General features: G+C 65.6%; 20 protein-coding genes. 2 read left to right on the top strand and 18 right to left on the bottom strand.

Features of this window, described 5'->3' with window-relative positions:
• Positions 1-7: 7 nt before the first annotated feature.
• The 9 genes from F9929_RS09905 to F9929_RS09865 all read right to left on the bottom strand — a co-directional run bounded on the left by F9929_RS09905 (position 8) and on the right by F9929_RS09865 (position 10287).
• A complete protein-coding gene (locus F9929_RS09905; RefSeq protein ID WP_152046395.1) occupies positions 8-1057 on the bottom strand; it encodes an Ldh family oxidoreductase in 1050 nt (349 codons plus the stop codon).
• Positions 1058-1068: 11 nt separating this feature from the next.
• Positions 1069-2595: a UxaA family hydrolase gene (locus F9929_RS09900; protein ID WP_152046394.1), complete on the bottom strand. Its 1527-nt coding sequence runs from the start codon at positions 2593-2595 to the stop codon at positions 1069-1071.
• Positions 2596-2629: 34 nt separating this feature from the next.
• The gene (locus tag F9929_RS09895) at positions 2630-3685 is read right to left on the bottom strand and encodes an ABC transporter ATP-binding protein (RefSeq protein WP_152046393.1); all 1056 of its coding nucleotides are present in this window, start codon (positions 3683-3685) and stop codon (positions 2630-2632) included.
• Between the two features lie 48 nt (positions 3686-3733).
• Positions 3734-4528 carry a carbohydrate ABC transporter permease gene (locus F9929_RS09890; RefSeq protein ID WP_193227686.1) on the bottom strand — a complete coding sequence of 265 codons (795 nt, stop codon included), beginning with the start codon at positions 4526-4528 and terminating at the stop codon, positions 3734-3736.
• Positions 4529-4617: 89 nt separating this feature from the next.
• On the bottom strand, positions 4618-5529 hold the full coding sequence (locus F9929_RS09885) for a carbohydrate ABC transporter permease (protein ID WP_152046391.1): 912 nt from the start codon (positions 5527-5529) through the stop codon (positions 4618-4620).
• A gap of 95 nt (positions 5530-5624) precedes the next feature.
• Complete coding sequence (locus tag F9929_RS09880; RefSeq protein WP_193227685.1) at positions 5625-6941, bottom strand: substrate-binding domain-containing protein; 1317 nt, start codon at positions 6939-6941, stop codon at positions 5625-5627.
• 31 nt (positions 6942-6972) lie between these two features.
• A complete protein-coding gene (locus tag F9929_RS09875) occupies positions 6973-8115 on the bottom strand; it encodes a sialidase family protein (protein ID WP_152046389.1) in 1143 nt (380 codons plus the stop codon).
• A 12-nt stretch (positions 8116-8127) separates the two neighbouring features.
• Complete coding sequence (locus F9929_RS09870) at positions 8128-9342, bottom strand: sialidase family protein (RefSeq protein WP_152046388.1); 1215 nt, start codon at positions 9340-9342, stop codon at positions 8128-8130.
• 42 nt (positions 9343-9384) lie between these two features.
• Positions 9385-10287, bottom strand: coding sequence for a dihydrodipicolinate synthase family protein (locus F9929_RS09865; RefSeq protein ID WP_268915648.1), 903 nt, complete (start codon positions 10285-10287; stop codon positions 9385-9387).
• 263 nt (positions 10288-10550) lie between these two features.
• On the opposite strand from F9929_RS09865, the gene F9929_RS09860 reads away from it, so the two are divergent.
• A complete protein-coding gene (locus F9929_RS09860; RefSeq protein ID WP_152046387.1) occupies positions 10551-11543 on the top strand; it encodes a GlxA family transcriptional regulator in 993 nt (330 codons plus the stop codon).
• Between the two features lie 161 nt (positions 11544-11704).
• Here F9929_RS09860 and F9929_RS09855 read toward each other — a convergent pair whose 3' ends face one another.
• The 5 genes from F9929_RS09855 to hglS are packed head-to-tail and all read right to left on the bottom strand — an operon-like array spanning position 11705 to position 20135.
• On the bottom strand, positions 11705-12937 hold the full coding sequence (locus tag F9929_RS09855) for a pyridoxal phosphate-dependent aminotransferase (RefSeq protein WP_152046386.1): 1233 nt from the start codon (positions 12935-12937) through the stop codon (positions 11705-11707).
• A complete protein-coding gene (gene amaB / locus F9929_RS09850) occupies positions 12934-14478 on the bottom strand; it encodes an L-piperidine-6-carboxylate dehydrogenase (RefSeq protein ID WP_152046385.1) in 1545 nt (514 codons plus the stop codon). Before amaB ends, F9929_RS09855 begins: the two co-directional genes overlap by 4 nt.
• Positions 14479-14516: 38 nt before the next feature.
• Positions 14517-15800: an NAD(P)/FAD-dependent oxidoreductase gene (locus F9929_RS09845; protein WP_152046384.1), complete on the bottom strand. Its 1284-nt coding sequence runs from the start codon at positions 15798-15800 to the stop codon at positions 14517-14519.
• Positions 15797-18730 carry an FAD-binding and (Fe-S)-binding domain-containing protein gene (locus F9929_RS09840; RefSeq protein ID WP_152046383.1) on the bottom strand — a complete coding sequence of 978 codons (2934 nt, stop codon included), beginning with the start codon at positions 18728-18730 and terminating at the stop codon, positions 15797-15799. The genes F9929_RS09845 and F9929_RS09840 overlap by 4 nt, the downstream gene beginning before the upstream one ends.
• A 4-nt stretch (positions 18731-18734) precedes the next feature.
• Positions 18735-20135 (bottom strand): 2-oxoadipate dioxygenase/decarboxylase HglS, encoded by a 1401-nt coding sequence (gene hglS, locus F9929_RS09835; RefSeq protein WP_210251323.1) that lies wholly within the window; start codon positions 20133-20135, stop codon positions 18735-18737.
• Between the two features lie 178 nt (positions 20136-20313).
• Between hglS and F9929_RS09830 the strand changes: the two genes are divergently transcribed.
• Entirely contained in the window at positions 20314-21204 is an 891-nt protein-coding gene (locus F9929_RS09830; protein ID WP_152046382.1) for a LysR family transcriptional regulator, read from the top strand.
• Positions 21205-21345: 141 nt separating this feature from the next.
• Here F9929_RS09830 and lhpI read toward each other — a convergent pair whose 3' ends face one another.
• The 4 genes from lhpI to F9929_RS09810 all read right to left on the bottom strand — a co-directional run bounded on the left by lhpI (position 21346) and on the right by F9929_RS09810 (position 25019).
• Positions 21346-22293, bottom strand: coding sequence for a bifunctional Delta(1)-pyrroline-2-carboxylate/Delta(1)-piperideine-2-carboxylate reductase (lhpI, locus tag F9929_RS09825; protein ID WP_152046381.1), 948 nt, complete (start codon positions 22291-22293; stop codon positions 21346-21348).
• 22 nt (positions 22294-22315) lie between these two features.
• On the bottom strand, positions 22316-23095 hold the full coding sequence (locus tag F9929_RS09820) for an amino acid ABC transporter ATP-binding protein (RefSeq protein ID WP_152046380.1): 780 nt from the start codon (positions 23093-23095) through the stop codon (positions 22316-22318).
• Positions 23095-24033 carry an amino acid ABC transporter permease gene (locus F9929_RS09815; RefSeq protein WP_152046379.1) on the bottom strand — a complete coding sequence of 313 codons (939 nt, stop codon included), beginning with the start codon at positions 24031-24033 and terminating at the stop codon, positions 23095-23097. The genes F9929_RS09820 and F9929_RS09815 overlap by 1 nt, the downstream gene beginning before the upstream one ends.
• Positions 24034-24137: 104 nt before the next feature.
• Positions 24138-25019, bottom strand: a complete 882-nt coding sequence (locus tag F9929_RS09810; protein WP_152046378.1) for an ABC transporter substrate-binding protein — start codon at positions 25017-25019, stop codon at positions 24138-24140.
• Positions 25020-25030 lie beyond the last annotated feature (11 nt).

Genomic DNA, 25030 nt, shown 5'->3' with positions numbered 1-25030 from the left:
GGGGCGTCTAGGTTCGGACGTCCGGCATCGCGACGCCAAGGGCATTGGCGAAGGGCTCGAGACCGGAGAGGATGCCCGGATGAAGCGTCAGCCCCTCGGTTTCGGCCCGCTGGAGGCCGGACAGCGCCTTGGCGCCTGGCAGCCGGACGGGCCGTGCGGGGTCGATCGGGGGATTGGCGCGGCAGGCTTCGGCCACGAAATCTGTTTGGCGCAGGAAGGCCGCTCGGCCGGCGAAGGCTTCGGGATCGAAGACCTCCACAAAGACCGAAGCCCCCCATTCGCTCTCGCCGTCCGCCCGTCCGTAGCCGGAGAGTCCCTGGGTCAGAGCCTCTACCATGAGAGCGAGGCCGTAACCCTTGTGGCCATGGTCGGCTCCGCCCGTCGGCAGAAGCGTGCCCTTGGGGTCGGCGATGAGAACGGCGGGATCGTCGCTTGGCCGCCCCGCGGCGTCCTGCGCCCAGAGGCCGGGGAAGCGGCCGCCTTCGCCGCGCAGCCGCGCGCTGAGGCCAGCCGTCGTGATGGAGGCGGAGGTATCGATCAGGATGGCGTCGCCGCTCGTCGGGATACCGATGGCGATCGGGTCCGGCGTGAAGACCGCCTTCGTGCCGCCGAAGGGCGCGACATGCGCATCGGAGGGATCGCTGCTCGACAGAAGCACCATCATGCCGGCGTCGGTCGCGATAGGCAGGAAGGCGGCAAGGCAGGCGATGTGATGGCTGCGCCGGATGGCGATAGACGCCGAGCCGTAAATGCGCGCCCGCTCAACCGCCGTTGTCACTGCGAGCGCAGTCACCCAGACCCCCGGCAACCGCCGGGCGTCCCAGACCGCGACCGCACCCCGGTCGGAGAGGATGGCGGGTTCGCCGGTCTTGGCCATGCGCCCGGCCTCGATCTCCTCGAGATAGTCGCCGAGCTGAGCGAGGCCGTGGGTCGTGTGACCCATCCCGTCGGCGGCGACGAGCCGTTCGGCGACGATGGCCGGCTTGTCACCGTCGAGGCCGGCGGCGGCCAGAAGGGCGGCCGCGAAGGCTCTGAGCTCGGAAGGTGCGTAACGCATGTCAGTCGTCCTCAATAGATGAGCCCCATCGCCCAGGGGATGAACTCCGCTTCGCCGTAGCCGAGCGCCTCGCTCTTGGTCGGCCTGCCCGATGCCGCCGCAAGGATCTCCTCGAAGATCCGATGGCCGACCTCGTCATGGGTCGCGATGCCCTCGACGATGGTGCCGCAGTCGACGTCGATGTCGTCCGGCATCCGGCGGGCAAGCGCGGAATTGGTGGCAAGCTTCAGCGAGGGCACGGGAGCAGAGCCGAAGCAAGAGCCGCGCCCTGTGGTGAAGCAGACGACATTGGCGCCTGCCGCGATCTGGCCGGTGGCCGAGACCGGGTCGTAGCCCGGCGAATCCATGAAGACGAGGCCGGGTGTCCGGATCCTCTCCGCATAGGCGTAGACGCCGACCAGAGGGCTCGACCCGCTCTTGGCGACCGCGCCCAGCGACTTTTCGAGGATCGTGGTGATGCCGCCCGCCTTGTTGCCAGGCGATGGATTGTTGTCGAGGCTGCCTGCATCCTCGGCCGCGCTCCGCTCCCACCATTCGAGGAGACCGATGAGCTTTTCGCCGATCTCAGGCGTCGCGGCACGATCGAGGAGAAGCTGCTCGGCACCGTAGATTTCGGGGGTTTCCGAGAGGATGGCGGTGCCGCCCTCTGCAACCAGGAGATCGGCGGCGACGCCGAGCGCCGGATTGGCGGAGATGGCAGAGAACGCATCGGACCCGCCACATTGGAGAGCAAGCGTCAGATAGCTCGCCGGCATCGTCGTTCGTGCCGCAGCGGCCGCGAGCGGGAGCATATCGCGCAAGGCTGCGACGCCGGCCTCGATGGTCGCCAGACTGCCGCCGTTCTCCTGGATCACGAGGGTCCGCAGGAGCGGTGTCGGCAAAAGGCCGGCGGTGGCGAGGAAGCCGTCGACTTGATTGTCCTCGCAGCCGAGGCCAACAACGAGGACGCCGGCAACGTTCGGATGCGTCGCGTAACCGGCGAGCGTCCGGCGCAGGATATCCATACCGGGGCCAGCGGCCTGAAAGCTGCAGCCATGCTGATGCGTCAGCGCAATCACGTCGTCGACGGACGGGGTGGCCGTAAGATCGACCCGCTCCTTGAAGACCGCGGCGATGCGCTTGGCCACGGTCGCCGAGCAGTTCACCGTCGCCATGACCAGGAGGACGTTGCGTGTGCCGACGCGCCCATCCGCCCGACGATAACCCTCGAACGTCGAAGCGGAGCGGATCTCGGAGCGCACACGAGCGAGGCGTCCGACCGCCTGGAGATTGCGGCTCGCGGCGGAGGCGCGGAAGGCGACGTTCTGGGTGTGAACGTGGGCACCGGCAGCGATGTCCGCCGAGGCCGTGCCGATGACGGTACCGAATTTCGTCACCGCCTCACCCTCGCGGATCGCACGAAGTGCGATCTTGTGGCCCTTGGGAATGGCCGTCGTGGCGAGAAGCCCCGCGATGCCGGTTGCATCCCCACGTTCGAGATCGCCGAGCGCAATGCCGATCGGGTCGAGGGGCCGCAGAAGGAGGACGGGCTTTGACAAGGGACGATCCAATGGAAGGGTCGGGTGAAGCCGCTCAGTTCAGACGCGAGCCGTCGGCACCGAAAAGATGGGCGTTCGCGGGATCGGGCCGGAGACGGACCCTTGCACCCGGAACGAGATCGGTTCGTTCGCGGAAGAGACCGACGATCTCGGACCGCGCGGCGTCGCCTGTCGCGCGGAACGTCACCTGCGTCTCCGAGCCCGTCGGTTCGACGAGCAGGACCTCGGCCGCGATCGGACCGGTGGGGTCGATCGCCACATGCTCGGGCCGGACGCCGTACAACGCGGCACTTGCGCAGCCGGGTGGCACCGGCAGACACTCGCCGGCGTCGGTCAGAAAGGCAGCGCCTTCGACGCTGCCTGACAGGAAGTTCATCGAGGGCGAGCCAATGAAGCTCGCAACGAACGGATTGGCCGGGCGGTCGTAGAGGTCGAGGGGTCGGCCGGCCTGCTCGATACGACCGCCGCGCAGGACGACGATCTTGTCGGCCATCGTCATCGCCTCGACCTGATCGTGCGTGACGTAGATCGTTGTCGTCCCCAGCCTCTGGTGCAGTGCCTTAATTTCAGCGCGCATCTGGACGCGCAGCTTGGCGTCAAGGTTCGAAAGCGGCTCGTCGAACAGAAACACCTGCGGGTCACGGACGATGGCGCGGCCCATCGCGACGCGCTGGCGCTGGCCGCCGGAGAGCTCGCGGGGATAGCGTCCGAGAAGGGCATCGAGGCCGAGGATGTCGGCGGCCTCCGTCACGCGCTTTTTGATCTGCCCTTTGCCGGTGCCCGCGAGCGTCAGGGAAAAGCCCATGTTCTCGGCAACCGTCATATGCGGATAGAGCGCGTAGTTCTGGAAGACCATCGCGATGTTGCGGGCCTTCGAAGGGAGGTCGTTGACGCGTTTGGCACCGATCGCGATATCGCCGCCGGTAATGGCCTCCAATCCCGCCACCATGCGCAGAAGCGTCGACTTTCCGCAGCCGGATGGACCGACGAGCACGACGAATTCGCCGTCCGCTATGTCGATCGACACATTCTGGACAACGTCGAGCGGCCCGTAGGATTTCTGGACGTTGCGAAGCTGTACCGATGCCATGGGGCCTATCCGAACACTGAGAGACGAAGACGGCGAGGTTTCATCGGCTCACCCCTTCACGCCGCCGGCGCGGATGCCGGCGATGAAGTAGCCCTGCAGCAGGAAGAAGAGCACGAGGCTCGGAAGGCTGAGCAGCGTCACCGCCGCCATGCCCATGCCATAGCCCTCCAGCTGCGTGTGCGAGCCGATCGTCGGCGCGAAGGCAGCGACGCCGACGGGCATCGTCTTCATCGATTCCTCAAAGGTGACGAGCAGTGGCCACAGAAAGTTGTTCCAGTTGAGATTGAAGAGGATGACGGTCGCCGCGATCGCCGGGGCCCGCGCGATCGGGAAGGCGATGCGCCAGAAGATCGTCCAGCGGCTTGCGCCGTCGACGATGGCGGCCTCCTCCAGCTCCTTCGGGAAATCGAGGAAGAACTGGCGGAAGATGTAGACGCTGATGACCTGCGCGATCGAGGGAAGAATCAGCGCCTGATAGGTACTGGCCCAGCCGACCTTGATAAAGCCGATCAGCATCGGCACGACGGTCGTCTCGGCTGGAATCATGAGCGAGGCGATGAACAGGGCGAACAGCACGTTGCGTCCGGGAAAGGTCAGGCGCGCCAGGGCATAGCCCGCCATCGCCCCGAAAAGGACGCCGAAGAGGGTCGCTGTCGCCGAAACGACGAGGCTGTTAAGGGCCCAGCGGCCCATCGGATATTGTGCGAAGACCCGGGCGTAGTTGTCGAGCGTCGGCACGGTGGGCAGCAGCGACAAACCGCCGGTGAGCGCTTCGCCGGGCGACTTGAACGAGGTCGAGACCATCCAGAAGAACGGGAACGCCCAGAGCAGCGCGAAGCTCATACCGACGAGCCAGAGCAGGCCCTTGCCAAGGGGGCGGCCGGTGTGGCGTCCGGCAGACGGATCGGGCTCGCCGGACAGATCGAGTGCGCTCATCGGCCCCGCCTTTTCAAGAATCGGCCCTGCAGGGCAGCCAACGTCAGGATCACGACGAAGAGGATCATCGAGACCGCCGAGGCGTAGCCCATCATGTTGCGCACCACCGCCGAGTTATAGATGTGCTGGATGACCGACATCGTGGTGCCGGCCGGGCCGCCCGCCGTCATCAGGTAGACCTGGCTGAAGATACGCAGCGTCGAGATCAGTTGCAGCGTTAGAACCATGACGATAGTCGGCCAGGTTGCGGGCAGGATCACATAGCGCAGCGTCTGATCCCAACGCGCACCGTCCACGGTGGCAGCCTCTTCGAGTTCCCTCGGCACGTCCTGGAGCGCGGCGAGGAAGAGCACGAAAGCGAGACCGAGATCCCACCAGATCGAAGCCGCCGATATGCCGACCCAGGCCCACTGCGTGCTCGTCAACCACGGGATCGACGGTCCGCCGACGAGCGCCAGAAGCTCGTTGACCGGTCCCGTCCGGTTATCGAGAACGGCCACCCAGACAAGACCGACGACCGTCGCGGCCACGACGTTCGGCGCAAAGAACAGTGTGCGCGCCAAGCCAGAAAGAGCCCAGCGCTGATGCACGTAAAGAGCTGCGAGATAGGCCAAGATCACGACCGAAGGCACGATCACCAGCGCATAGCGCAGCGTGTTGAAGAACGCCTGCCAGAGCAGGCGGTCGTTGTAAGCGCGCGTGAAGTTGTCGAAGCCAGCGAAGCTGGGGGTCCCGATAATCGACCAGTTGGTGAATGCGAGATAGAAGCCGAACAGCACAGGCAGGACGTTGAAGAGAAGAAACGGTACGGTAAAAAACGACACAAAGAGATAGGCCACCCAGTCCGTGCGCGACTCGGAGGGGCGACGGCGGCTCTTCGATGCGATCGTCTCGTGGATGGCAACCAAGCGGTCTGTCCTTCGAAGGCCTGCGGATCGCGGATCGGGTAGCTTGTCGGCCGCCCGATGTCAGGCGCGGGCGGCTAAGGCCGCCCGCGAGGGTCTCAGGCGTCGTCGAGATCCTGCTGCCATTGCTGGGTGATCTCGGCCATCGCGTCGTCGATCGACTTCTGGCCGACCCAGACGCCTTCCAGGGCTCGGGCGAGATAGCCGGTATTGGTGTAGATCGTGAAGTCGGGCCCCGCGGGAACCGGGACCTCGCCGACGGTGGCGAATTTCATGCCCTCGACGAAGGGGCCGCGCAGATCCCAGGACAGTCCGGCCGTCTTGTAGTCGGGCTTGTCGAGAATCGATTTGCGCGGCGAGGCGCCGCGCCCTTCCGTCGTCCACAGGAAGCTGTTGTCCGACAGCCACTTCACGGCCGCCATCGTGGCAGCATGCCGACTTTCGTCCTTCTGCCGGTAGAGCTGGAGGCCACCCATCTCGAAATAGGTGACCTGCTCCTTGCCGATCTTTGGGAAGAGGAACGGCTTGAAGTTTAGCCCCTGCTCCTTGTAGCCAGCGAGCGTCCAAGGGCCCGTCCAGAAGATCGATCCCTCGCCCGCACCGAACGCTTTGTAGCGGTCGGTGACGTTCCGATCGGAGACCTTGTGCTTGTCAAAAAGGTCGATCACCCACTGCATCGCGGCCTTGCCGGCCTCGGGATTAACCGCAGCGGTCTTCAGATCGTCGCTGGCACGTCGAAAGCCCATCTGCTCGGCGACGATGCCCCAGGTAACTGCTGGCTGAAGGCCGGTGCCGGTCATCAAGATCCCCGACCGCGTGATCTGATCCCCTTGGCGTTGGGTCAGCTTCGTCGCCCACTCGATGAGGCTCGCCTCGTCGGTAGGCGGTGCGTTCGGGTCGAGGCCGGCGGCGACCGCGTGATCAACGTTGAGGAGCGGTTGCAGGCTCATCAGGTCCATCGGGACCATCTGCAGCTCGGGACCGTATTTGGGGTACTTCGCCGCCTTCAGCGAGCTTTCCGAGAAATCGGCGAGATCGAGACCGGCAGCCTTAGCCAGATCGTCGAGCGGTACGGTCACACCGTCCTTGGCGAGCGCGGCGTCCTTGCCCGCCGTGCCCCAACCGAAGTCCGGGGCGCTGCCTGAGGCGGTGGCGGCAAGGATCTTGGTGCGGTACTGCTCTTCGGGCACCAGTTCCATGCGGATCTGGACTCCCTTGTCCTTATGAGCCTGATTGAAGGCGGCGATCGCTTTCGTCCAGACCTCGCCGTCGGAGGCCTGGAGCCAACTCCAGTGGACGATCTCGGTCGTTCCCTGCGCTATGGCCGGGGCGAAGAGACCGCCGGTCGTCATCGCTGCGCCGGCCGCGACCGAGCCTTCTAGGAACCGGCGGCGCGAAATGTTGAAAGTGCTCATGTCGTTCGTCCCTTTTTCTCGTTGCCGCTGTTCAGGCCGCTTTCGGCCGCCGATGATGTGATTGTGCGAACCCGGCTGCACCCCGCGCCACCCGGCGTGCATAGATTCCGGTGACCCCCGCCTCGTCCCGGCGATAGTAGGCTACGAGAAGGTCGCCGTTTCGGAGTTGGACGGCGGTGGGGTAGCCGCAGTCGCGCGTGCCGAAGTTCCCCGCCACGAAGGTGGGCTCGCAAGTCCAGGCCCGTCCGTCGGTTTCGGACACATGCAGTCGGATTTCGCCCGGCGCGTCGCGCCAGCCGGTGACGGCCGCGACGCGCCCCTCGCCGAGGCCGACGAGATCGGCGGGGTAGCCGGTGAGCCCGTTCGGGACGGGCGTGCTCCAGCTCCGCCCGCCATCGGTCGAGCGCACGGAGTGGAGCCGGCGCGTGGCGTTCTCGCGAAGCACGAGGAGGATGGAGCCGTCGGAAGCCAGATAAGGTGCCGGCTCCTCGAAGGCGTATCCGTCGACGGCCGCAACCGGCACGGGCGACGACCAGGTCGAGCCACCGTCGTGCGAACGCACGAGGAAGATCCGCGCGTAGTGCGGCACGTCTGATAAAGGCAGGAGGATTTCGCCGAAGGGAAGGACCAGCCCGCCGCGCAGGCCGTAACCGCCGCTATAGGGCGCTACGTCGATCGCCGAGGGGCTCGACCAGGAACGTCCGGCGTCGAGGCTGCGGCAGACGGTGACGGAGCCGCCCCCGCGCGACCAGCGGATCGTGTCAGTCGGCCCGCCATCGAGTTCGAGCGAGGCGTCGAGTTCGCCGCGAAGCTCTCCGGCAACGGCAAGCAGCGGCTCGGCCGAGCGTGTCGGCGCCTCCTCCTCGGCGTACCAACGAAAGCGCCACTGGTTGAGCAGCACCGAGCCATCGGGAAGCGCCGTCAGACCCGCGCATTCCATGCCGCTCAAGTCCGGTGACGGTGCGAAAACCGGAGCAGACCAAGTTTCGCCCTCATCGTCCGAGCGGATCACGAGATTGACGAAATCGGGATCGAGGGGGGGATGGAGCGTGACGGGTCGGCGCGGCCCGGAAGTCGCGACGAGCAACAGCGTTCCGCCGGCGAGGCGTACCATATGGGGATGGGCGATATAGCGTCTGTCGTCCCGCAGAATGGTCCGCTCGCCGGAGGTCATCGCGCTGCGCCCCTAGCGATCGAGTTCGAAGCGTGTGCAACGCACATACTGGACGGGCGCTGGATCGTCGCTCCACTCATGGTAGGAGGCGACGATCGTGCCGTCCGGCATCTGGACGACGCTGGGATAGCCAATGTGCTGGAACCCGCCGGGATGGGTCAGAGACACCACTCCCGCCGAGGATTCGCCGGTGCCGGGCGTCATCACACTGGAGCCCGGCTTGGCCTCCGAGGTCTGGCCGGGCAGACCGCCCTCGCGAATGACGAACTCGTTCTTGATGTCCCAGGTGACGCCATCCTCCGAGATAACGCCGCGCACGCCGTAAGGCGGACGGCGATAGCCGTAAACCATGAGGTAGCGGCCGTCCTGGAGAGTGATGAGTTCGGCCGGAAAGCCCCAAATGTTGGTCCATTTGGGCGGCGTCCAGGAAAAGCCGTCGTCCTCTGAGACCGTCATCACCATGTTGCGCGCGTCGCTCGACGGATTGACGTGAGTGCGCATGAAACACACGAGCCGGCCGTCGGCGAGCCGAAGCAGCGCCGGCTCCTCGTAGTCGATGATGCTGGCGGGATCATAGGCGAGCGTCGAGAAATACTCCCAGTTCTCTCCGCCGTCATCCGACCGCATGAGGGCCGAGCGCGTCGATTCGCCTTCGCCCTCCTCGCCGTAGCCGCGGATTCGGCCGTACAGGCCCATCAGAAGCGAGCCCGAGGGTAACTCCCAGATGCCGAGCCGGCAGCCACCATGCTTCAGCGGCCGGATGTTCACCGGCATCGGTTCGCTCCAGGTTTCGCCGCCGTCGGTCGAGCGCAGGACATAGGTGCCGAGCCAGCCCTGAAGCTTGTAGGCCCAGGTCCAGTCGCCGTACTCGCGCGTCATGGGATGAGCGCTCCAAGACGGCTGCTCGTTGCGCACGCCACGCTTGAAGAAGCCGGTGATGGTGAGGTTGACGAGAAGCGTTCCGTCCGAAAGCTCGCAGATGCCGCAGTCCCAGTTTCCCTGCGTCTGCGTCATGGGCAGCACGACCTTGCGCGTCGCCGGATCCCAGGTGCGTCCGCCATCCCGGGAGCGGATCATCACCGTCTGCCCACTGTCGTGATGGAAGGGAAATCGCTCCTCGTTGAAGACGGCTAGGATGTCGCCATTCTTCAGAAGACGCGTGCAGATCTGATTGTTGGATCGGTTGGAGTCGTGCCAGATCGTATGATGGCTGACATTCCTAGGCATCGGTTCATGCACCTTGCTTGAAAATCGTATGGGTGTGTCGCGTCAGGCCGCGGCGTGCGGCAGGACGCCGGGGACGCCGGTTCGAAGAAGCATGTCACGGCACTTCTCGCGGTAGTCGTGGCGCACATCGCGCGTCGGCGCGCGGCAGCGGCTGGAATCCAGTCCGACGAGTTCCATGCAGAGCTTGTCGAGATAGCCGTCGCCGCTGGTGAAGCCGGCCTCGATCTCCATCCAGAGCTTGTAGAAGGGCATGGCTTCGGAGACGAGATTGCGCTGGACCTCGGCGTAGTGGCCGGACTCCAGATCGGCAAGGAGCTTCAGACCCCAGGCTGGCCAGTAGTTCGAGAGGTGCACCTCGAAGGCGCGCGCGCCGAGCGCGTGGCTGAGTGGGAACATCAGGTGATTGTCGATGATCGAGAGGCGCGAGGAGAAGGTCGAGACCACGTCCTCGAACTCCATCGCGTCGGTACGCGGCGTCGCCCATTTCAAGCCGATGACGTTCGGAATCTCCGCAAGCTTTTCCACCGTGCGGAACGACACCCCGGCGCTCGTCCAGAACGTGTTGTAGATGATGAGCCCGACATCAGCCGCTTCGGCCGCAGCCTTCACGTAGTCGAGGAAGTCGGCTTCGGTGTGGTTGAAGTAGAAGGGGCACGAGACTTGGATGAATTGGAATTTCAACCGTTCGGCGGCCCGTGCCAGCGCGACGAGTTCGCGCGTGCTGGTCGTTTGGGCACCCATGGCGAGCGGCACGGCGCCGTTCGCCGCTTCCGCCACCGTCTCGGCTACACACACGCGCTCGTCGAAGGTCATCGTCGAGAAATCGCCCGCCGCGCCGCCTGCCAAGAGAACCCCATTGCCACGTGCGACGCCATTGCTTCGCAAAAAGTCCACGTGCCGGGTGATCGCTCCTGTGTTCAATTCGAGATCGTCGTCCCGAAACATCGTGGGGATGGTAATGTAGCATCCCCGAAGTTCGGCTTTCAGCGCACTTGCGTCCATTTTCATCTCAATCTTGTCGTTACGGCGATGACGCGGGCGCGGACGCACCTTCGTCGCCTTCGATCCTATCGAATGGGTCGTTTCGAACTGCGTGCGGTGCGATATTATCTTTGTTCGACGACGATGATTGCAGAATTACATTCCTAGATCATTGACTGATTGCGCCACAGGATTGACCATGTGCGCCAATATGTGAGGATGAGTCGATGCGCGACATTTGCTTCGCCTTGTTGCCCGAATTTCCCCTCTATGCGCTGGTGCCGGCGATCGAGGCGTTGCGTCTCGCCAACCAAAATGCCGGCGAAACGCTCTACGACTGGGCCTTTGCTTCCGGCGACGGCGGCCAAGTGACGGCGGGAAACGGCATGGTGATCGAGGCGACGCGCGCCGTCTCGCCGAGCTATTCGCCAGGTTTCGTCATCGTGTGCGCGGGCAACGACCCCACCCGCACGCTCCAACGCGATCTCCTCGACTGGCTGCATCGGCGCGCCGTCTTCGGGGCTCGGCTCGGCGCGCTCGACACCGGCGCCTTCGCGCTCGCCGCGGCCGGCGTGCTGGCGGGCTATCGCCTGACGCTGCACTGGGAGGCGATCCCGGCCTATCTCGACCTCTATCCCGACGCAGACGTGGTGGAGGAACTCTTCGTCATCGATCGCGGCCGCTGGACCTGCGCAGGCGGCACCGCCGCGCTCGATATGATGCTGACGCTGATCGAGGAAGATCACGGGCCGGGGCTCGCGCAGATCGTCGCAAACGGCTTCGTCCACGGGCGCGCGCGCGTCGGCACGACACCGCAGCGTCCGGCGTTGGAGGACGTCTCCTCGCCGGTCTGGCAGCGCGTGCTTCGGCTGATGGTCGCCAATGTCTCCTACCCATTGCCGATCGACGAGCTATGCCGGCAGGCGGGCGCTTCGCGGCGCACCGTGGAGCGGCTGTTCCAGCGCGTCTCGGGCGTTTCGCCGGCGACCCACTATCTTGGCCTCCGTCTTGAGCGGGCCCGTGACCAACTCTTCTACACCGACGACACGATCCGTCACGTCGCCGAGATTGCCGGCTTCCAGAGCAGCGCTCATTTCAGCCGGGCGTTCAAGGAGCGCTACGGTGCGACGCCGAGCGCCTATCGCCGCCGCTCTAGCGCCGAGCACCGCCACCTATACCACCCGACGGGTCTCCGGATCTCACGTGCCAGCGTGCCCTAGGTTGAACATGTGCTCGATGCGGTTGCGGTCACGGTACTGGCGAGAGTCACAAGCCAGATACCCTTCACTGGAACCGTTTTTGCTCACCCGAAAGCATATGAGGATGACCCAGCGCGGCTATGATTGGTCTTCGGCCGCCTTCGTCGCCTCATCGTGACAGTCTATCGACGGAGTTTCTCGCAAGCAGTACTTATGCGCCCGATGGCGGTCTGTAGTTCCTCTTCCGCGGTAGCGTACGATATACGGAAGAAGGGCTCCAAGCCAAAGGACGACCCCGGCACCACCGCAACGTCGGAGTCCAGAAGGTAGTCGGCGAAGTCGCGGTCGGTTGCGATAATGCGCCCGTCCGGCGTGCGCGCACCGAGAAGCCCCCGGCAGGAGGCGAAGGTGTAGAAGGCACCCTGCGGCACTGGGCAGTCGAGACCCGGGATAGCGTTCAGACCGGCGACGACTAGATCGCGCCGATGTTGGAAGGCGGCGCGCCGCTCGGCGACGATCGCCTGCGGTCCGCAGAGCGCCTCGATCGACGCCGCCTGGCTGACCGAGGAGGGACAGGACGTCGCCTGGCTCTGCACCACGGCCATCGCCTTGACGAGCGGCGCTGGACCGCCGCCATAGCCGATGCGCCAGCCCGTCATGGCATAGGCTTTGGAGACGCCGTTGACGGTCAGCGTCCGGTCGCGAAGGTCCGGTGCGACGGCCGCGAACGTGGCGAAGCGGAGACCGTCATAGAGGATGTGCTCGTACATGTCATCCGACATGACCCAGACATGCGGATGGCGGCAAAGAACCTTGGCGAGAGCGGCCAGATCATCCGCGGTATAGGCCGCGCCGGACGGGTTCGAGGGTGAGTTCAACAGCAGCCAGCGGGTGCGTGGCGTGATGGCGCCTTCGAGCTGTTCGGCGCTCAAGCGGAAGCCCGCTTCGGCCCCGCAGGGCACGAGGATCGGCGTTCCGCCCGCGATCGCCACGATGTCGCTGTAGCTCGTCCAGTAGGGGGTGGGGATCACCACCTCGTCGCCCTCATCCAACGTCGCCATGAAGGCGTTGTAGAGCACCTGCTTGGCGCCGGCACCGCAGGTTACTTCGTCCTGCGTGAAGACAAGGCCGTTCTCTCGCGCGAACTTGCGGCGCACCGCCTCTTTCAATTCGGGCGAGCCGTCGAGCGCGGTATATTTGGTTTTGCCATCGCGAATGGCCCGGATCGCCGCTTCCTTGACGTTGTCCGGCGTGTCGAAGTCCGGCTCGCCTGCGCCGAGGATGATCATCGGGCGACCGGCGCGCTTCAGCGCGCCCGCCTTGGCCGTGATCTTCAGGATTTCCGAGACGCCGATCGAGGCGATGCGTTCGGCCGGCTCGAAAGCGCGAGGCTCGGTTTTGGGAAGTGCGCTCATGCCTTGGCCGAGCCGCCATCGACGTCGAACTTGACGCCCTGAGCGAGCGGCAGGGAGCGGCCGTAGTTGATGGCGTTGGTCTGGCGGCGCATGTAAGCCTTCCAGGCGTCCGAGCCGCTTTCGCGCCCGCCCCCGGTTTCCTTCTCGCCGCCAAAGGCCCCGCCGATCTCGGCGCCGGACGTGCCCATGTTGACGTTGGCGATGCCGCAATCCGAGCCTTGCACCGACAGGAAGCGCTCGACTTCGCGCATGTCGGTGGCGAAGATCGAGGAGGAGAGGCCCTGCGGCACCCCGTTCTGCAGCGCGATGGCCTCGTCGAGATCGCGATACTTCAGGACATAGAGGATCGGCGCGAAGGTCTCTTCCAGAACGGGACCAGTCTGCGACGGCATCTCGACGAGGGCCGGGCGGACATAGAAGGAATTCGGGCCGTTGACGTCGACGCGCGTTCCTCCGTGGACCGTGCCGCCTGCCGCCTTCGCCGCCTCCAGCGCGTTGCCCATGCCTTCGAAGGCGGCGCAGTCGATCAGCGGGCCGACTAGCGCCTCGCTCGTCAGCGGATCGCCGACGGAGATCGAGCCGTAGACCTTGGCGAGACGCGGCACGAGCTGGTCATAGACGCTTTCATGCACGATCAGGCGGCGCAGCGTGGTGCAGCGCTGGCCGGCTGTGCCCATCGCGCCGAAGGCGACGGCGCGCAGCGTCAGGTCGAGATCTGCCGAGGGTGTGACGATCGAGGCGTTGTTGCCGCCAAGCTCCAGGATCGCCCGCGCGAAGCGCCGCGCCAGCCGCTCGCCGACCGCGCGACCCATGCGGGTCGAGCCCGTGGCCGAAACGACCGGCACGCGCGGATCGTCCACCAAGGCCTCCCCGACATCGCGCCCGCCGACGAGAAGCGTCGACAGCCCCGCCGGCACGCCGCCGAAGCGCGCCGCCGTCTTATCGAAGATCGCCTGCACGGCCAGCGCGGTCAGCGGCGTTTTTTCCGAAGGCTTCCATACGACCGCATCGCCACAGACCAATGCCAGCGCCGCGTTCCACGACCAGACGGCGACGGGGAAGTTGAAGGCCGAGATGACGCCGACCACGCCGATCGGGTGCCATTGTTCGGTCAGCTTGTGGTCGGCCCGCTCGGACTGGATCACGAGCCCGTAGAGCTGCCGCGACAGCCCGACCGCGAAATCGCAGATGTCGATCATCTCCTGGACCTCGCCAAGACCTTCCGAGGGCGACTTACCGACTTCGAGGCTGACGAGCCGGCCGAGCGCGTCCTTGTGCACGCGCAGTTCCTCGCCGAGCAGGCGGACGAGTTCGCCGCGCCGAGGCGCAGGAACGGCCCGCCATTCGAGAAAGGCAGCGTGAGCCCGGCCGATGGCTTCGGCAGCCTCCGCCGGTCCAGCGAGGGGGATCGAGGCGAGGACCGAACCATCGACCGGCGAAACGACGTCATGGGCGCCGTCGCTCACCTGTTCCGGGGAAAGGCCAAGGCTCGCGAGGATGTCGCGGGCTTCATGGGCGAGGGCTGCGGACGTGCTGATCATGTCTTGGTCGGTCCTGTCGTTTGGATGCGGCGAGAAGTTTAGAATCGAGCGCCGGCAAGATGGGCGACTTGCGCGCCAACCTCGTAATAGGCTTCGCGTATGGCCCGGCGCGGCACGGTCTCGATTTCGGTGACGGGCAGCGGAAGCTCGGCCTCGGAAATCCTTCCCAGGAGGAGGTCGGCGAGACAGCGGCCGAACACCGTTCCCGGCGCGATGCCCCGGCCGTTATAGCCGCTGAAGGACAAGACGTCGCGCCCGAGGCGGTGGAAGCGCGGTAGGCTGTTCGCCGTCATGCCGATCTTGCCGTACCATTGATATTCGAAATCGATCCCGCTGAGTTGCGGGAAGAGCCTGGCGAGGGATCGCCGGCCCCAGTCGCGATGGATTGCTTGACCTGGCCCGCGCAGCGCCCCGACCGAGCCGAAGACGAGCCGACCCGCTCGGTCGAAGCGGAAGGACGACAGGATCTCCTTGGTGTCCCAGGCGCCCTGGCGCTCCGGCAGGATGGAGCGCCGCACATTGTCTCCGAGCGGCGGTGTCGCCATGTTGAAATAAGGCAGATGCAGCTGCTCCTGACGGACTTCCGGCCAGATGCCGGACGCATAGGCATCCGTCGCGACGACGACGGCCCTCGCGCGCACCGTGCCGTTCGGGGTCCGCAATGCCCAAGTCCGCCCCTCGTCCGTCGCCGAGACGACCGGACTTCTCGTAAAGAGCTTCGCGCCCGCCGCGATCGCCGCGCCGGCAAGGCCCCGCGCATAGGCGAGCGGCTGGATCGTGCCGGCCCGCTTGTCGAGCAGCGCGCCGGCATAGGCTCTGGTACCGACCTTGGCGGCGGTTTCCTCGGCATCCAGCAGGCGGACGGGCGCGCCGCGCTCCCGCCATTGCCGCTCGCGCTCCCGCAACTCGGCAAGGCCCTTCGCCCCGACCGCGCAATGGAGCGTACCCTGCCGTTCGGCCTCGCAATCGATGCCATGCTTCTCGACGAGGTCGAAGACGGTGCGCGGCGCATCGCCGAGAAGGCGCAGCAGCCGCTCGCCATACACCTCGCCCAGCGCGCCGGGTAGATCGTCCGGCATCACCCACATGCCGGCATTGACGAGGCCGACATTGCGGCCCGAGCCGCCGAAGCCGATCTCCTCTGCTTCCAGCACGGCGACATCGACGCCGCCTTCCGCCAGATGCAGCGCCGCCGAACAGCCGGTGAAGCCACCGCCGATCACCGCGACGTCGGCCTGAACTTCATCCGCCAGCGCCTTCGTCACCGGAGCCGGTGGGGCAGAATTTTCCCAGAGGCCGTGGCTGCGCGGATCGTTCCTCATGGGGCTCGGACTCCAAGTCTCGTCGCGATCGCTTCGATCGGATGGGCGGGGCGAAAGCCCGCAAAGCGCTTCGTCTGGCAGCGGCAGGAAAAGCCCGTCGCCAGGATCATCCCCGGCGTATGTTCAGCCAGGGCCGGTATCCAACTCTGGTCGAAGATCGTGCGCGACAGTGCCGCATGCTCGGCTTCGTGGCCGAACATGCCTGCCATGCCGCAACAGCCAAGCGAGGGAACGCTCGCCTTCAAGCCGAAATGCGCCAGGACCTTCAGCCATGTCGCTCCCGTCTCAGGGCGTGCCGTGCGTTCGGTGCAGTGAAGATGCAGCCGGAATTCGCTTTCGGATGCGCCTTGCGCCTCGGTCAGTCCACCTTCGTCGAGGGCCTTGGCCAAAAAGGCTTCGATCGCTTGGACCCGGGGCGCTTCGGATCGTGGCGCACAGGCTTGGTACTCCCGCTCGAACAGGAGGCCCGTCGCGGCGTCGAGGCTGACGAGCGGAACCCCATCCGCTCCGAGCCGCTCCCGCATGATCTGGGCACGTTCGGCTTTGCGGGCGAAACGATCAGAGAATCCAAGGACGTGCTCCGGCTTGCCGTTCCGCCAGACAGGCGAGGAGATCACCTCGTAGTCTAGGCGCTCCAAGACGCCAACGGCCGCTTCGTGGACGGCGCCGTCGAAGGAGGCGGTGAAGCTGTCGCGAAGGAGCACGACCTTGCGGGCGAAGGAGGACGCCGACGTCCTTCTAATGTCGCGCGCCGGACGCAGCGCCGGCAGATCCACGAGGCCGAGATGTCGCCCGATGCCGCGCCGCACTGGAGCCGCCGAAAGAAGCGCATTGGCGAGACGCGGAAAGCGGCGCGCCAGCGGCAGCGCCAGCTCCATCCGCCCCATCAGACGGTCGCGCAATGGGCGAGACCGCGTGCGATAGTAGTCCGCCAGGAAGCGGGAGCGCATCGTCGGCACGTCGACCTTCACCGGACATTGGCTGGTGCAGGCCTGGCAGGACAGGCAGGTGTCGAGGCTCGTCTTCAGCGCGGCGGCGACAGTCTCCAGTTCAGGCGCGACGGGCGAGCCCCGGTCGCGCTCGGAAGAGAGCCGAGCCCATTCCCGCAGGAGCACCGCGCGGCCCTTCGGTGACTGCACGCGGTCTCGCGTCGCCTTGTAGGACGGGCACATCGGTTCCGAGAGCGCCCAGGAGTGACAAGCGGCATTGCCGTTGCAGGCGAGCGCGCGATCGAAGGCCGCGGCCCGCTCGGCGTCGATTGCCCGGTCGGCCTCGCCCCGCAGCGGCACGCCGTCGATCGGGTCTACTCGGCCCGTTCCGTTCGGCGAGGCGAGCTTGCCGGGGTTGAACATGTCGGCGGGATCGAAGGCGGCCTTGATCGCCTCCAGCGCCGGATAGAGTTCGGGACCGAAGAAGAGCGGCGAATACTCGCCCCGGAAGCCGCGTCCGTGCTCGCCCCAGAGCAGGCCGTCATAGGACTTCGTCAGCGAGGCTATCTCGTCCGAGAGGAGCCGGATCATGCGCGCGTCGGCCGGATCGGTCATGTCGAGCGCAGGGCGCACATGGAGACAGCCGACATCGGCATGACCGAACATGCCGTAGCGAAGCTCATGACGGTCGAGGATGGAGCGGAAGTCGGCGACGTAATCGGCGAGGCGCTCCGGCGGCACGGCCGTATCTTCGACGAAGGCCGTGCCCTGGCGCTTGCCATCGAGCCGGCCGAGAAGGCCCACCGACTTCTCGCGCAGCTGCCAGAGCCGCCGGATCGTTCCCGCATCGCGCAGGAGTTTCCAGTCCATCGCCCGATGCGGCGAGGCGGCCAAAAGCGCTTGCGCCGCCGCCAGCGAAGCCGTCAGCGTCGCTTCGTCTTCGGCAACGAATTCGATGAAGTTCAGACCCATGACCGGCTCGGACGCCCTGCCCCCCAGGACGCCTTCGATGCCCGTCCAGAGGATATCCTGGGATGCCAGCGCCAGGACCTTATCGTCGAGCACCTCGATCGCCGAAGGCTCCGCCGCGAGAAGGTTCTGGACGTCGCGCAGCGCCGTATCGAAGGAGGCGTAGCGCGCAACGACCAGAGCCTTCAGCTTCGGCTGTGGGGCGAGCCGCAAGGTGATCGATTTGGTAATCGCGAGCGTGCCTTCCGATCCCGCTAGGAGGAAGGAGAGGTCGAAGAGCCCGTCCGGGCGGATCACCCCTTCGAGATTGTAGCCGGTCAGGCTGCGGTTCAGGCCGGGAAATACGCGAGCAATCGTTTCGGCTTTGTCGCGGACGATGTCGAGCACGGTTCGGTGTATCGCGCCGACGAGATCGGGCCTCAGGGCGATTGCCTCGGCTTCCGCGATCGGCATTGCGCGCACCGTCCAATCGTTGCCGTCCGACAGGACGATGTCGAGCGCTTCGATCCAGGCGGACGTTTTGCCGTAGATGCGCGAGCCCTTGCCCGAGGCATCGGTCGCCACCATCCCGCCGAGCGTCGCGCGCGAGGCGGTGGAGACCGAAGGCGGGAAGAACAGGCCGTACGGGGCAAGAGCCGCGTTGAGCTGATCGAGCACGACACCCGGCTCCACCGTCACGAGCCGCGCCTCGGCATCGAGGCGGAGGATGCGGTTCATGTGGCGCGAGATATCGACGACGACACCGCGCGTCAGCGACTGCCCATTCGTGCCGGTGCCGCCGCCCCGCGCGGTCAACGCAACCGCGGGGCCAGGCGTGCGACAGGCCGCCCGGACCGCGGCGTTGAGGTCCGGACCCAATTTAGGGTGGAGCACCAATGCCGGGCGGACTTGATAGATGCTGTTGTCCGTCGCAGCGAGGAGGCGCTGCGCGACCCCATCCGTGACGTCGCCGGCAAAGCCTTCGGAGGCGAGATTGCGCGCGAAACCGGTGAAATCCGGCTCTTCATCCAGAAGGATGCGCCTCCCCTCCATGACGTCAGGCGGCGCTATGGTGGAGGGCGTGGCGAAGGCCGGCCCGAACGCTCGCGATCGACCGCGCCTCGGCTTTCTCGTAAACGGCGAACTCGTCTTCAACGGCCGAACCGAGAGCTTCGACGAAGGCGCCCTGATTGGCGTTGGCAGCAAAGCTGCGCTGCTCATGTCCGCCGAGATTGGACTGGAAGATGCCGGCCGCAGAGACGGGCAGGAAATCCTCGTAGACGATCGGATAGGCATCGACATAGCCGCTCGCCATGAGCGCCTCGATCGGCATCGAGTCGAGGCCGGCGGAGCTGACCTGGTCGCCTTTGTCCGTCAGGACATATCGGAAATAGCCGAAACCCTCGCGGCGGAGCGTCTCGTAGTCGTCCGGGAAGGAAGCGAAAGCTTCGGTGAGCCGGCGGGCGTAGTCCACGCCGGCATTGCCCTGGCCCCCGGCGTCGCGGACGCTGGACAAAAGCTCGTCGTAGAGGGCGCGGCCCTTTCGGGTGAGCGCCAGACCCCGCTGTTCGATCTCGCCGAAGCGCGCCGTGTGCGTGCCGGCTTGTCCTTCGCCTTCGCCCTGGAAGCGGATCGGCTCCTCCAGCGCCTTGAAACTCGTCTGGCGCAGGAGGATCGGGCAGCGGCGCGTCGGCGGTCCCTCGATGACGTCCTTGGCCGCGATGCCGTGCGCCGGCATCGCGTGTTGCACGGCGTCGATGTCGAGCGTGCGCGGCGTCAAGTGGTTGATATGCGGGCCCTTGAAGCAGACGACATCGGCGATAAGCCGGTGAACCTTGGAGAGCCGCGCGTAGGTGTCGGCATCGACGGTCGCTTCCGAATGCCAACGAAAGGTTTCCACGGCCTCGCGCACGAAGTCGTCGGCCTCGGTCGAGGTCAGCCCGCCCGTCGCCTCGAACCGCTCGATCAGTGCCAATGCGCCGGGCGTGAAGATGCGACGCCGCGCGAGGATGGCGGCGGTTTCGGCACGAAGGGCCTCCTCCTCGATCAGTTCGAGACGCAGGAGGGAGGTGAAGACGCGGAACGGATTGCGGGCAAGATTCTCCGCACGCACCGGCCGGAAGGCGGTGGAATGGACCGGGACGCCAGCGACGGAGAGATCGTAATAGCCGACCGGCACCATTCCCATGACGGCGAAGAGCCGGCGGATGGTGAAGAGTTCCTCCGCCGTGCCGAGACGGATGGCGCCATGCCGCTCCAACCCGATGCGTTCGAGATCGTCGGTGCGCTCGAGATCGGCCTTCAAGGCCGGGCTTGCAGTCAGCGTCGCAGCATTCACATCGGCAACGAGCTCCATGAGTGTGCCGTATTGAGGCACCTCGGAGCGGTACATGTCTGACATCCTGCGCGAGAAGCGTGTCCGGATCTCGTCGGCATCAACGAATGTGCGCTCGTTCATCATCTCGCTCGTCGCCGGTTCCGCATAGGCTCGAAATTGCGGGCAGGGGTGCCCACGATCCTCCACCATTTTGGAAGGGATGCGTTCCGCGTTCAAACGATGATGAGGTATCATGTCATGAATTGAATGAATGACTCGCCATCGAACCCAAGGTCGGTGGACGCAGGCTGAGGGCGGCATGAGTGTTTCGCGGCGGTTCCTTCCATCGATGTCGCTCCTGTGTGCCTTCGAGGCCGCGGCTCGGCATCAGAGCTTCACCGCAGCGGCAGCCGAACTGCATCTGACGCAGAGCGCGATCAGCCGGCAGGTCAGGGCGCTGGAGGAGGCGGTGGGATCGAATCTCTTCGTGCGCGAAAGGCAGACAGTGACCTTGACGCTCGCCGGCGAGGCCTATGCCCAGGAAATTCGCGAAGCCTTGTCGCGCATCTCGAAGGCTACGTTGAATTTCAAGGCCAATCCGACCGGAGGAACCTTGAAGCTCGGGATCTTGCCGACATTCGGAACGCGGTGGCTGGCTCCGCGGCTACCGCAGTTCACCGAGACCAATCCCGGGATCACCCTGAACCTTTCGACGCGTCTCGCAAGGTTCGACTTCGGCGAGGATCAGCTCGACGCAGCTATTCATTTCGGCGCGCCGCATTGGCCCGGCGCCGAACTCGACTTCCTGATGAGCGAGACCGTCGTTCCGGCCTGCAGCCAAGCGCTGGCAAGGAAATTCGATCTGTCGCGTCCGGAGGGTCTTCTAGAGGTGCCGCTCATCCATCTGGAAAGCCGGCCGGATGCCTGGGAGCGCTGGTTTCGTAACCAAGGCGTGGTTTTCCCGCCGCTTTCGGGAATGCTGATCGATCAGTTCGCCATCGCGTCCCAGGCGGCTATCGGCGGGCTCGGCGTCGCGCTGCTGCCCCGCTTTCTCATCGAAGCGGAACTGGCCCGCGGCGACTTGGTGGAGCCGCTGGACGCCCCGATGGAAAGCACTGAGCGCTACTATCTCGCATGGCCGAGCAAGCGCACGGCCTTCCCGCCATTGCAGGCTTTTCGACAGTGGCTGAGGCGCGTCACCGCAGCGTGAGCCCGGGCCGAAGGACGACGAGCTTCACGGTTCGAATGTTCTTCGAGTCCGCATTTTCAAGCCGGAAGGCGAAGGCGTTCTTGCAGGAATGTCCGGACCGGCTGTTCGCGATTGCCATTCCAAGCGGGAATGACGGCGCCTTCAGCCGTCCGCTCTCGCCCGGGCGAGGAGATGGCGCGCCGTGAATAGGTCGAGATGTGCGCCGCCGACATTCTTGAACATGGTGATCTCGTCCGGTGAACGGCGACCTTCGTGCGTGCCGGCGCATAGCTCGAAAAGATCGGCTTCGATGTCATCGATGGAGATCAGACCGCGTGCCAGAGGGTCGGCGATCTCGCCCGAGCCCGTGCAGCCGCTGCGCGTATCGACGAAGAGTCGCGCGCGCCGCACCACGTCGTCGTCCGCCTCGCGCATGTCGGGGCGATAGGCGCCGATAAGGTCCACATGCGCACCGGGTTTAAGCCTGGCACCGCGGATGATCGGCACCGTTGCCATCGTTACCGCCGACACGATGTCGGCTTCTCCCAAGGCTGCATCGAGATCGATGACCGCTTCTGCTTCGACAGCCGGTCCGAGTTCCGCGACGAGCGCTTCGGCCCGCTGCATTGTCCGGTTCCAGACGAGGACGCGGCGGAGGGACGGGCGCGCGGCCCGGTGAGCTTCGATGACATGCGGTGCGAGTCCGCCAGCGCCGAGAACGAGCAGCACCTCTGCATCCTGGCGGGCGAGGAAACTCGCTCCCAGCGCGGAATCGGCGGCCGTCTTTCGGAAGGTCAGCGAGGTTCCGTCGCAAACGCCGAGCGGGGCGCCGGTCCGCCCGTCGAAGAGCGCGACGAGGCCCTGCACGGAGGGTTGGGGCTCGCGAAGCGACAGGTTGCCGGGAAAGACGCCGACGAGCTTCGAGGCGACGACGTCGCCGCCGGCCCAGGCAAGGAGCGAGACGAATTTGTTCTCCCCCGCGCCCGGCTCGTCCATGACGAGGGCCTGCGAAGCCGGCATGGCATTCATGCGATGCGCTTCGCGCAAGGCGGCGATGAGGCTCGGATAGTCGAGAAGGCGGTGGACCGCCTCGGCGTCGATGAACTGCATCTTGCGACCGGAATGAGAAATGTCAGGCGGCGGGTTCGAGAACGCGCGACAGAAAGGCTTTGGTTCGCGTGTGCTGTGGGTTCGACATGACGTCCTGCGGCGGACCGCTCTCCACCACGACCCCGCCATCCATAAAGACGAGCGTATCGGCGACGTCTCTCGCAAACGCCATTTCATGCGTCACGACGACCATCGTCATGCCGTCTTCGGCGAGCCGGCGCATGACGGTGAGCACCTCGCCGACGAGTTCGGGATCAAGCGCCGAGGTCGGTTCGTCGAAAAGCATGACCTTCGGCTGCATGGCCAGCGAACGGGCAATGGCGACACGCTGCTGTTGGCCGCCGGAAAGCTGGCGCGGATAATAGTCGGCGCGTTCGCGAAGTCCGACCTTGTCGAGAAGCGCCATCGCCTCGCGCACCGCCGTCTCGCGCGGCACGCCCTTCACCACCATCGGCGCCTCGATGATGTTTTCCAGCGCCGTCTTGTGCGCGAAGAGATGAAAGCCCTGGAACACCATGCCCATGTGCTGGCGCTGGGCGGCGAGCTGGTTCGGCGCCATCTCGTAGAGCTTGCCGCCCTTCCAGTGGAGGCCGACCGGCGCGCCTTCCAGGTAGACGACGCCCTCGTCCGGCGTTTCCAGGCGGTTGAGGCAGCGGAGCAGGGTCGACTTGCCGGACCCGGACGGTCCGACGATGCAGGTGACCTCGCCGGCCTGGACATCGAGGCTGATGCTCTTCAGCACCTGATGCTGATGGTAGCTTTTCGAAATCCTGTCGACACGCAGCAGCGATTCGCTCTCCATCACGCGGCTCCCTCAATGCGGCGGCTGCCGAGCAACATGCGTTTGGCCCAAGCGATCCGCGGCCGTGCCGCCTTGGCCTGCCGGTCGGCTGCGAGATGCTTCTCGATCCGATGCTCGATCACGGTGAGGATGGTGGAAAGTGTCAAGTACCAGAAGGTCGCGACGAGGAGCAGCGGGATGGTCTGGTAAGTGCGCGAATAGATCATCTGCGCCGAATAAAGGAGGTCCGGCAGGGCGAGCACGCTAACCAGAGAGGTGAATTTCAGCATCGAGATCGTGTCGTTGCCGATCGGCGGAATGACGATCCGCAGCGCCTGAGGCAGGACGATGCGGCGCAGCGTCTGAGCCCCCGTCATGCCGAGCGAGGCGGCGGCCTCCGATTGGCCGTGGCTGACGGCCTGGATGCCGGCGCGGATCATCTCGGCGGCATAGGCGCTTTCGGTGAGCGAGAGACCGAGGATCGCGGCGCTGAACGGCGTGATCAGGCTGTTCGTATCCCAGGTGACGAGCTGCGGGCCGAAGGGAAGGCCGATCCCGATCGTCGGGAAGAGCAGCGCCAGATTATACCAGAAGATCAGTTGGACGAGCGGCGGCACGCCCCGGAAGAACCAGATCCAGCCCCAGGCGAAGCTGTTGAAGACCGGGTTCGCCGAAAGGCGCATCACGGCGAGCACGATGCCGATGGCGAGGCCGATCACCATGGCGAGCGCGGTGAGCAGCAGGGTTCGGCCAAGGCCGGCGATGATCTCGGCATCGAAGAGATAGCGGCCAACGACACCCCATTGCAGGTTCTCGTTGCCGATCAGCGCCGCGACGAACATGCCGAGGCCGAGAATGAGGACGGCGCTGCCGATCCACCAGGAGGGATGGCTGCGCGGGATCGGCTTCAGCGCGGCGTCGGGCCGCCCGGGCGTTTGTTGGGGGGAGGGTGTCGTCATGGCTCCCGTCGCAAGTCGGAGGAATGTCGCATGGGCGTCGTCGCGGGACGGTGGATGGAACGGTTCCGCCGGAGGGGCGGAACCGTCGCTCTCGGTCCGAACGGTTATTTCGGATCGGGGTCCGCCTTGGTGACCAAGACCGCCTTCGTCAGGAGCCCGCCGCCGCCGACGCCCCATTTGTCGAGGATCTCCTTGTAGGAGCCGTCGTCGATCATCGCTTGCAGCGTATCACGCAGGACGGGACCCAGCGGATCGCCGCTGCGCAACCCGATGCCGTTCTGCACCGGGTTGCTGATGAGGGTCGAGACCTTGAACTTACCGGTCTGCTTGGCGAGGTACATGAGCTTGGCGGAGCCCGCGCCCACCATCTCGACGCGGCCCGAAGAGACGGCGAGTTCGGCGGCGTTCTGGCTGGTGAACTGCTGGAGGTCGATCGCCGGCTTGCCGGCATCGGTGCAGGTCGCCTTGCTGACCTTGAGGAGGTACTGATAGTCCCAGGCGCCGGTCATCACCGCGACGCTATGGCCGCAGAGATCGTCCTCGGAATCGATCTCGTAGGACTTGGACGAGGGGAAGGCATAGGCGGTGCCTTCCATGCGCTGGGGTACGAAATCGAGCGAATCCAGGCGCTCGGGCGTGACGCCGAAGGACGAGAAGCCGACATCGAAGCGCTTGGCGACGAGGCCTGGAATGATCGCGTCGAAGCTCGTTCCGGTGAAATGGAAGGGCACGCCGAGCCGCTCGGACATGGCTTTCGCCATGTCGATGCTCCAGCCCTTCAACTCGCCGTTCTCCATGAACTCGTCCGGCGGCCAGTCGTTGAAAGCCGCGATCTTGATGCCGTTGGCGCGATAGGCTTCCGGCAGCGCGTCGTGAAGGGCGGGGACGACCTCCGCGGCATTGGCGAGGGCAGCGCCGGCCAGCAGGCCGATCACAGCCGCCGAGAGCGCGAGACTGGGTTTGAGGGCTGATGCGAACGTCTTCATCCTTGTCTCCG

It is taken from the genome of Aureimonas psammosilenae, from assembly GCF_009176975.1.
Taxonomy (GTDB): domain Bacteria; phylum Pseudomonadota; class Alphaproteobacteria; order Rhizobiales; family Rhizobiaceae; genus Plantimonas; species Plantimonas psammosilenae.
Note: the sequence above shows the minus strand (reverse complement) of the source record. Positions and strands in the feature narration are given on the sequence as shown.

Bases quoted from the DNA above. Each gene is read 5' to 3' on its own strand.
- F9929_RS09905 (WP_152046395.1), bottom strand. From the start codon at position 1,057: ATGCGTTACGCACCTTCCGAGCTCAGAGCCTTCGCGGCCGCCCTTCTG.
- F9929_RS09895 (WP_152046393.1), bottom strand. From the start codon at position 3,685: ATGGCATCGGTACAGCTTCGCAACGTCCAGAAATCCTACGGGCCGCTC.
- F9929_RS09890 (WP_193227686.1), bottom strand. From the start codon at position 4,528: ATGAGCTTCGCGCTGCTCTGGGCGTTCCCGTTCTTCTGGATGGTCTCG.
- F9929_RS09880 (WP_193227685.1), bottom strand. From the start codon at position 6,941: ATGAGCACTTTCAACATTTCGCGCCGCCGGTTCCTAGAAGGCTCGGTC.
- F9929_RS09875 (WP_152046389.1), bottom strand. From the start codon at position 8,115: ATGACCTCCGGCGAGCGGACCATTCTGCGGGACGACAGACGCTATATC.
- F9929_RS09870 (WP_152046388.1), bottom strand. From the start codon at position 9,342: ATGCCTAGGAATGTCAGCCATCATACGATCTGGCACGACTCCAACCGA.
- F9929_RS09865 (WP_268915648.1), bottom strand. From the start codon at position 10,287: ATGTTTCGGGACGACGATCTCGAATTGAACACAGGAGCGATCACCCGG.
- F9929_RS09860 (WP_152046387.1), top strand. From the start codon at position 10,551: ATGCGCGACATTTGCTTCGCCTTGTTGCCCGAATTTCCCCTCTATGCG.
- F9929_RS09855 (WP_152046386.1), bottom strand. From the start codon at position 12,937: ATGAGCGCACTTCCCAAAACCGAGCCTCGCGCTTTCGAGCCGGCCGAA.
- amaB (WP_152046385.1), bottom strand. From the start codon at position 14,478: ATGATCAGCACGTCCGCAGCCCTCGCCCATGAAGCCCGCGACATCCTC.
- F9929_RS09845 (WP_152046384.1), bottom strand. From the start codon at position 15,800: ATGAGGAACGATCCGCGCAGCCACGGCCTCTGGGAAAATTCTGCCCCA.
- F9929_RS09840 (WP_152046383.1), bottom strand. From the start codon at position 18,730: ATGGAGGGGAGGCGCATCCTTCTGGATGAAGAGCCGGATTTCACCGGT.
- hglS (WP_210251323.1), bottom strand. From the start codon at position 20,135: ATGAACGAGCGCACATTCGTTGATGCCGACGAGATCCGGACACGCTTC.
- F9929_RS09830 (WP_152046382.1), top strand. From the start codon at position 20,314: ATGAGTGTTTCGCGGCGGTTCCTTCCATCGATGTCGCTCCTGTGTGCC.
- lhpI (WP_152046381.1), bottom strand. From the start codon at position 22,293: ATGCAGTTCATCGACGCCGAGGCGGTCCACCGCCTTCTCGACTATCCG.
- F9929_RS09820 (WP_152046380.1), bottom strand. From the start codon at position 23,095: ATGGAGAGCGAATCGCTGCTGCGTGTCGACAGGATTTCGAAAAGCTAC.
- F9929_RS09815 (WP_152046379.1), bottom strand. From the start codon at position 24,033: ATGACGACACCCTCCCCCCAACAAACGCCCGGGCGGCCCGACGCCGCG.
- F9929_RS09810 (WP_152046378.1), bottom strand. From the start codon at position 25,019: ATGAAGACGTTCGCATCAGCCCTCAAACCCAGTCTCGCGCTCTCGGCG.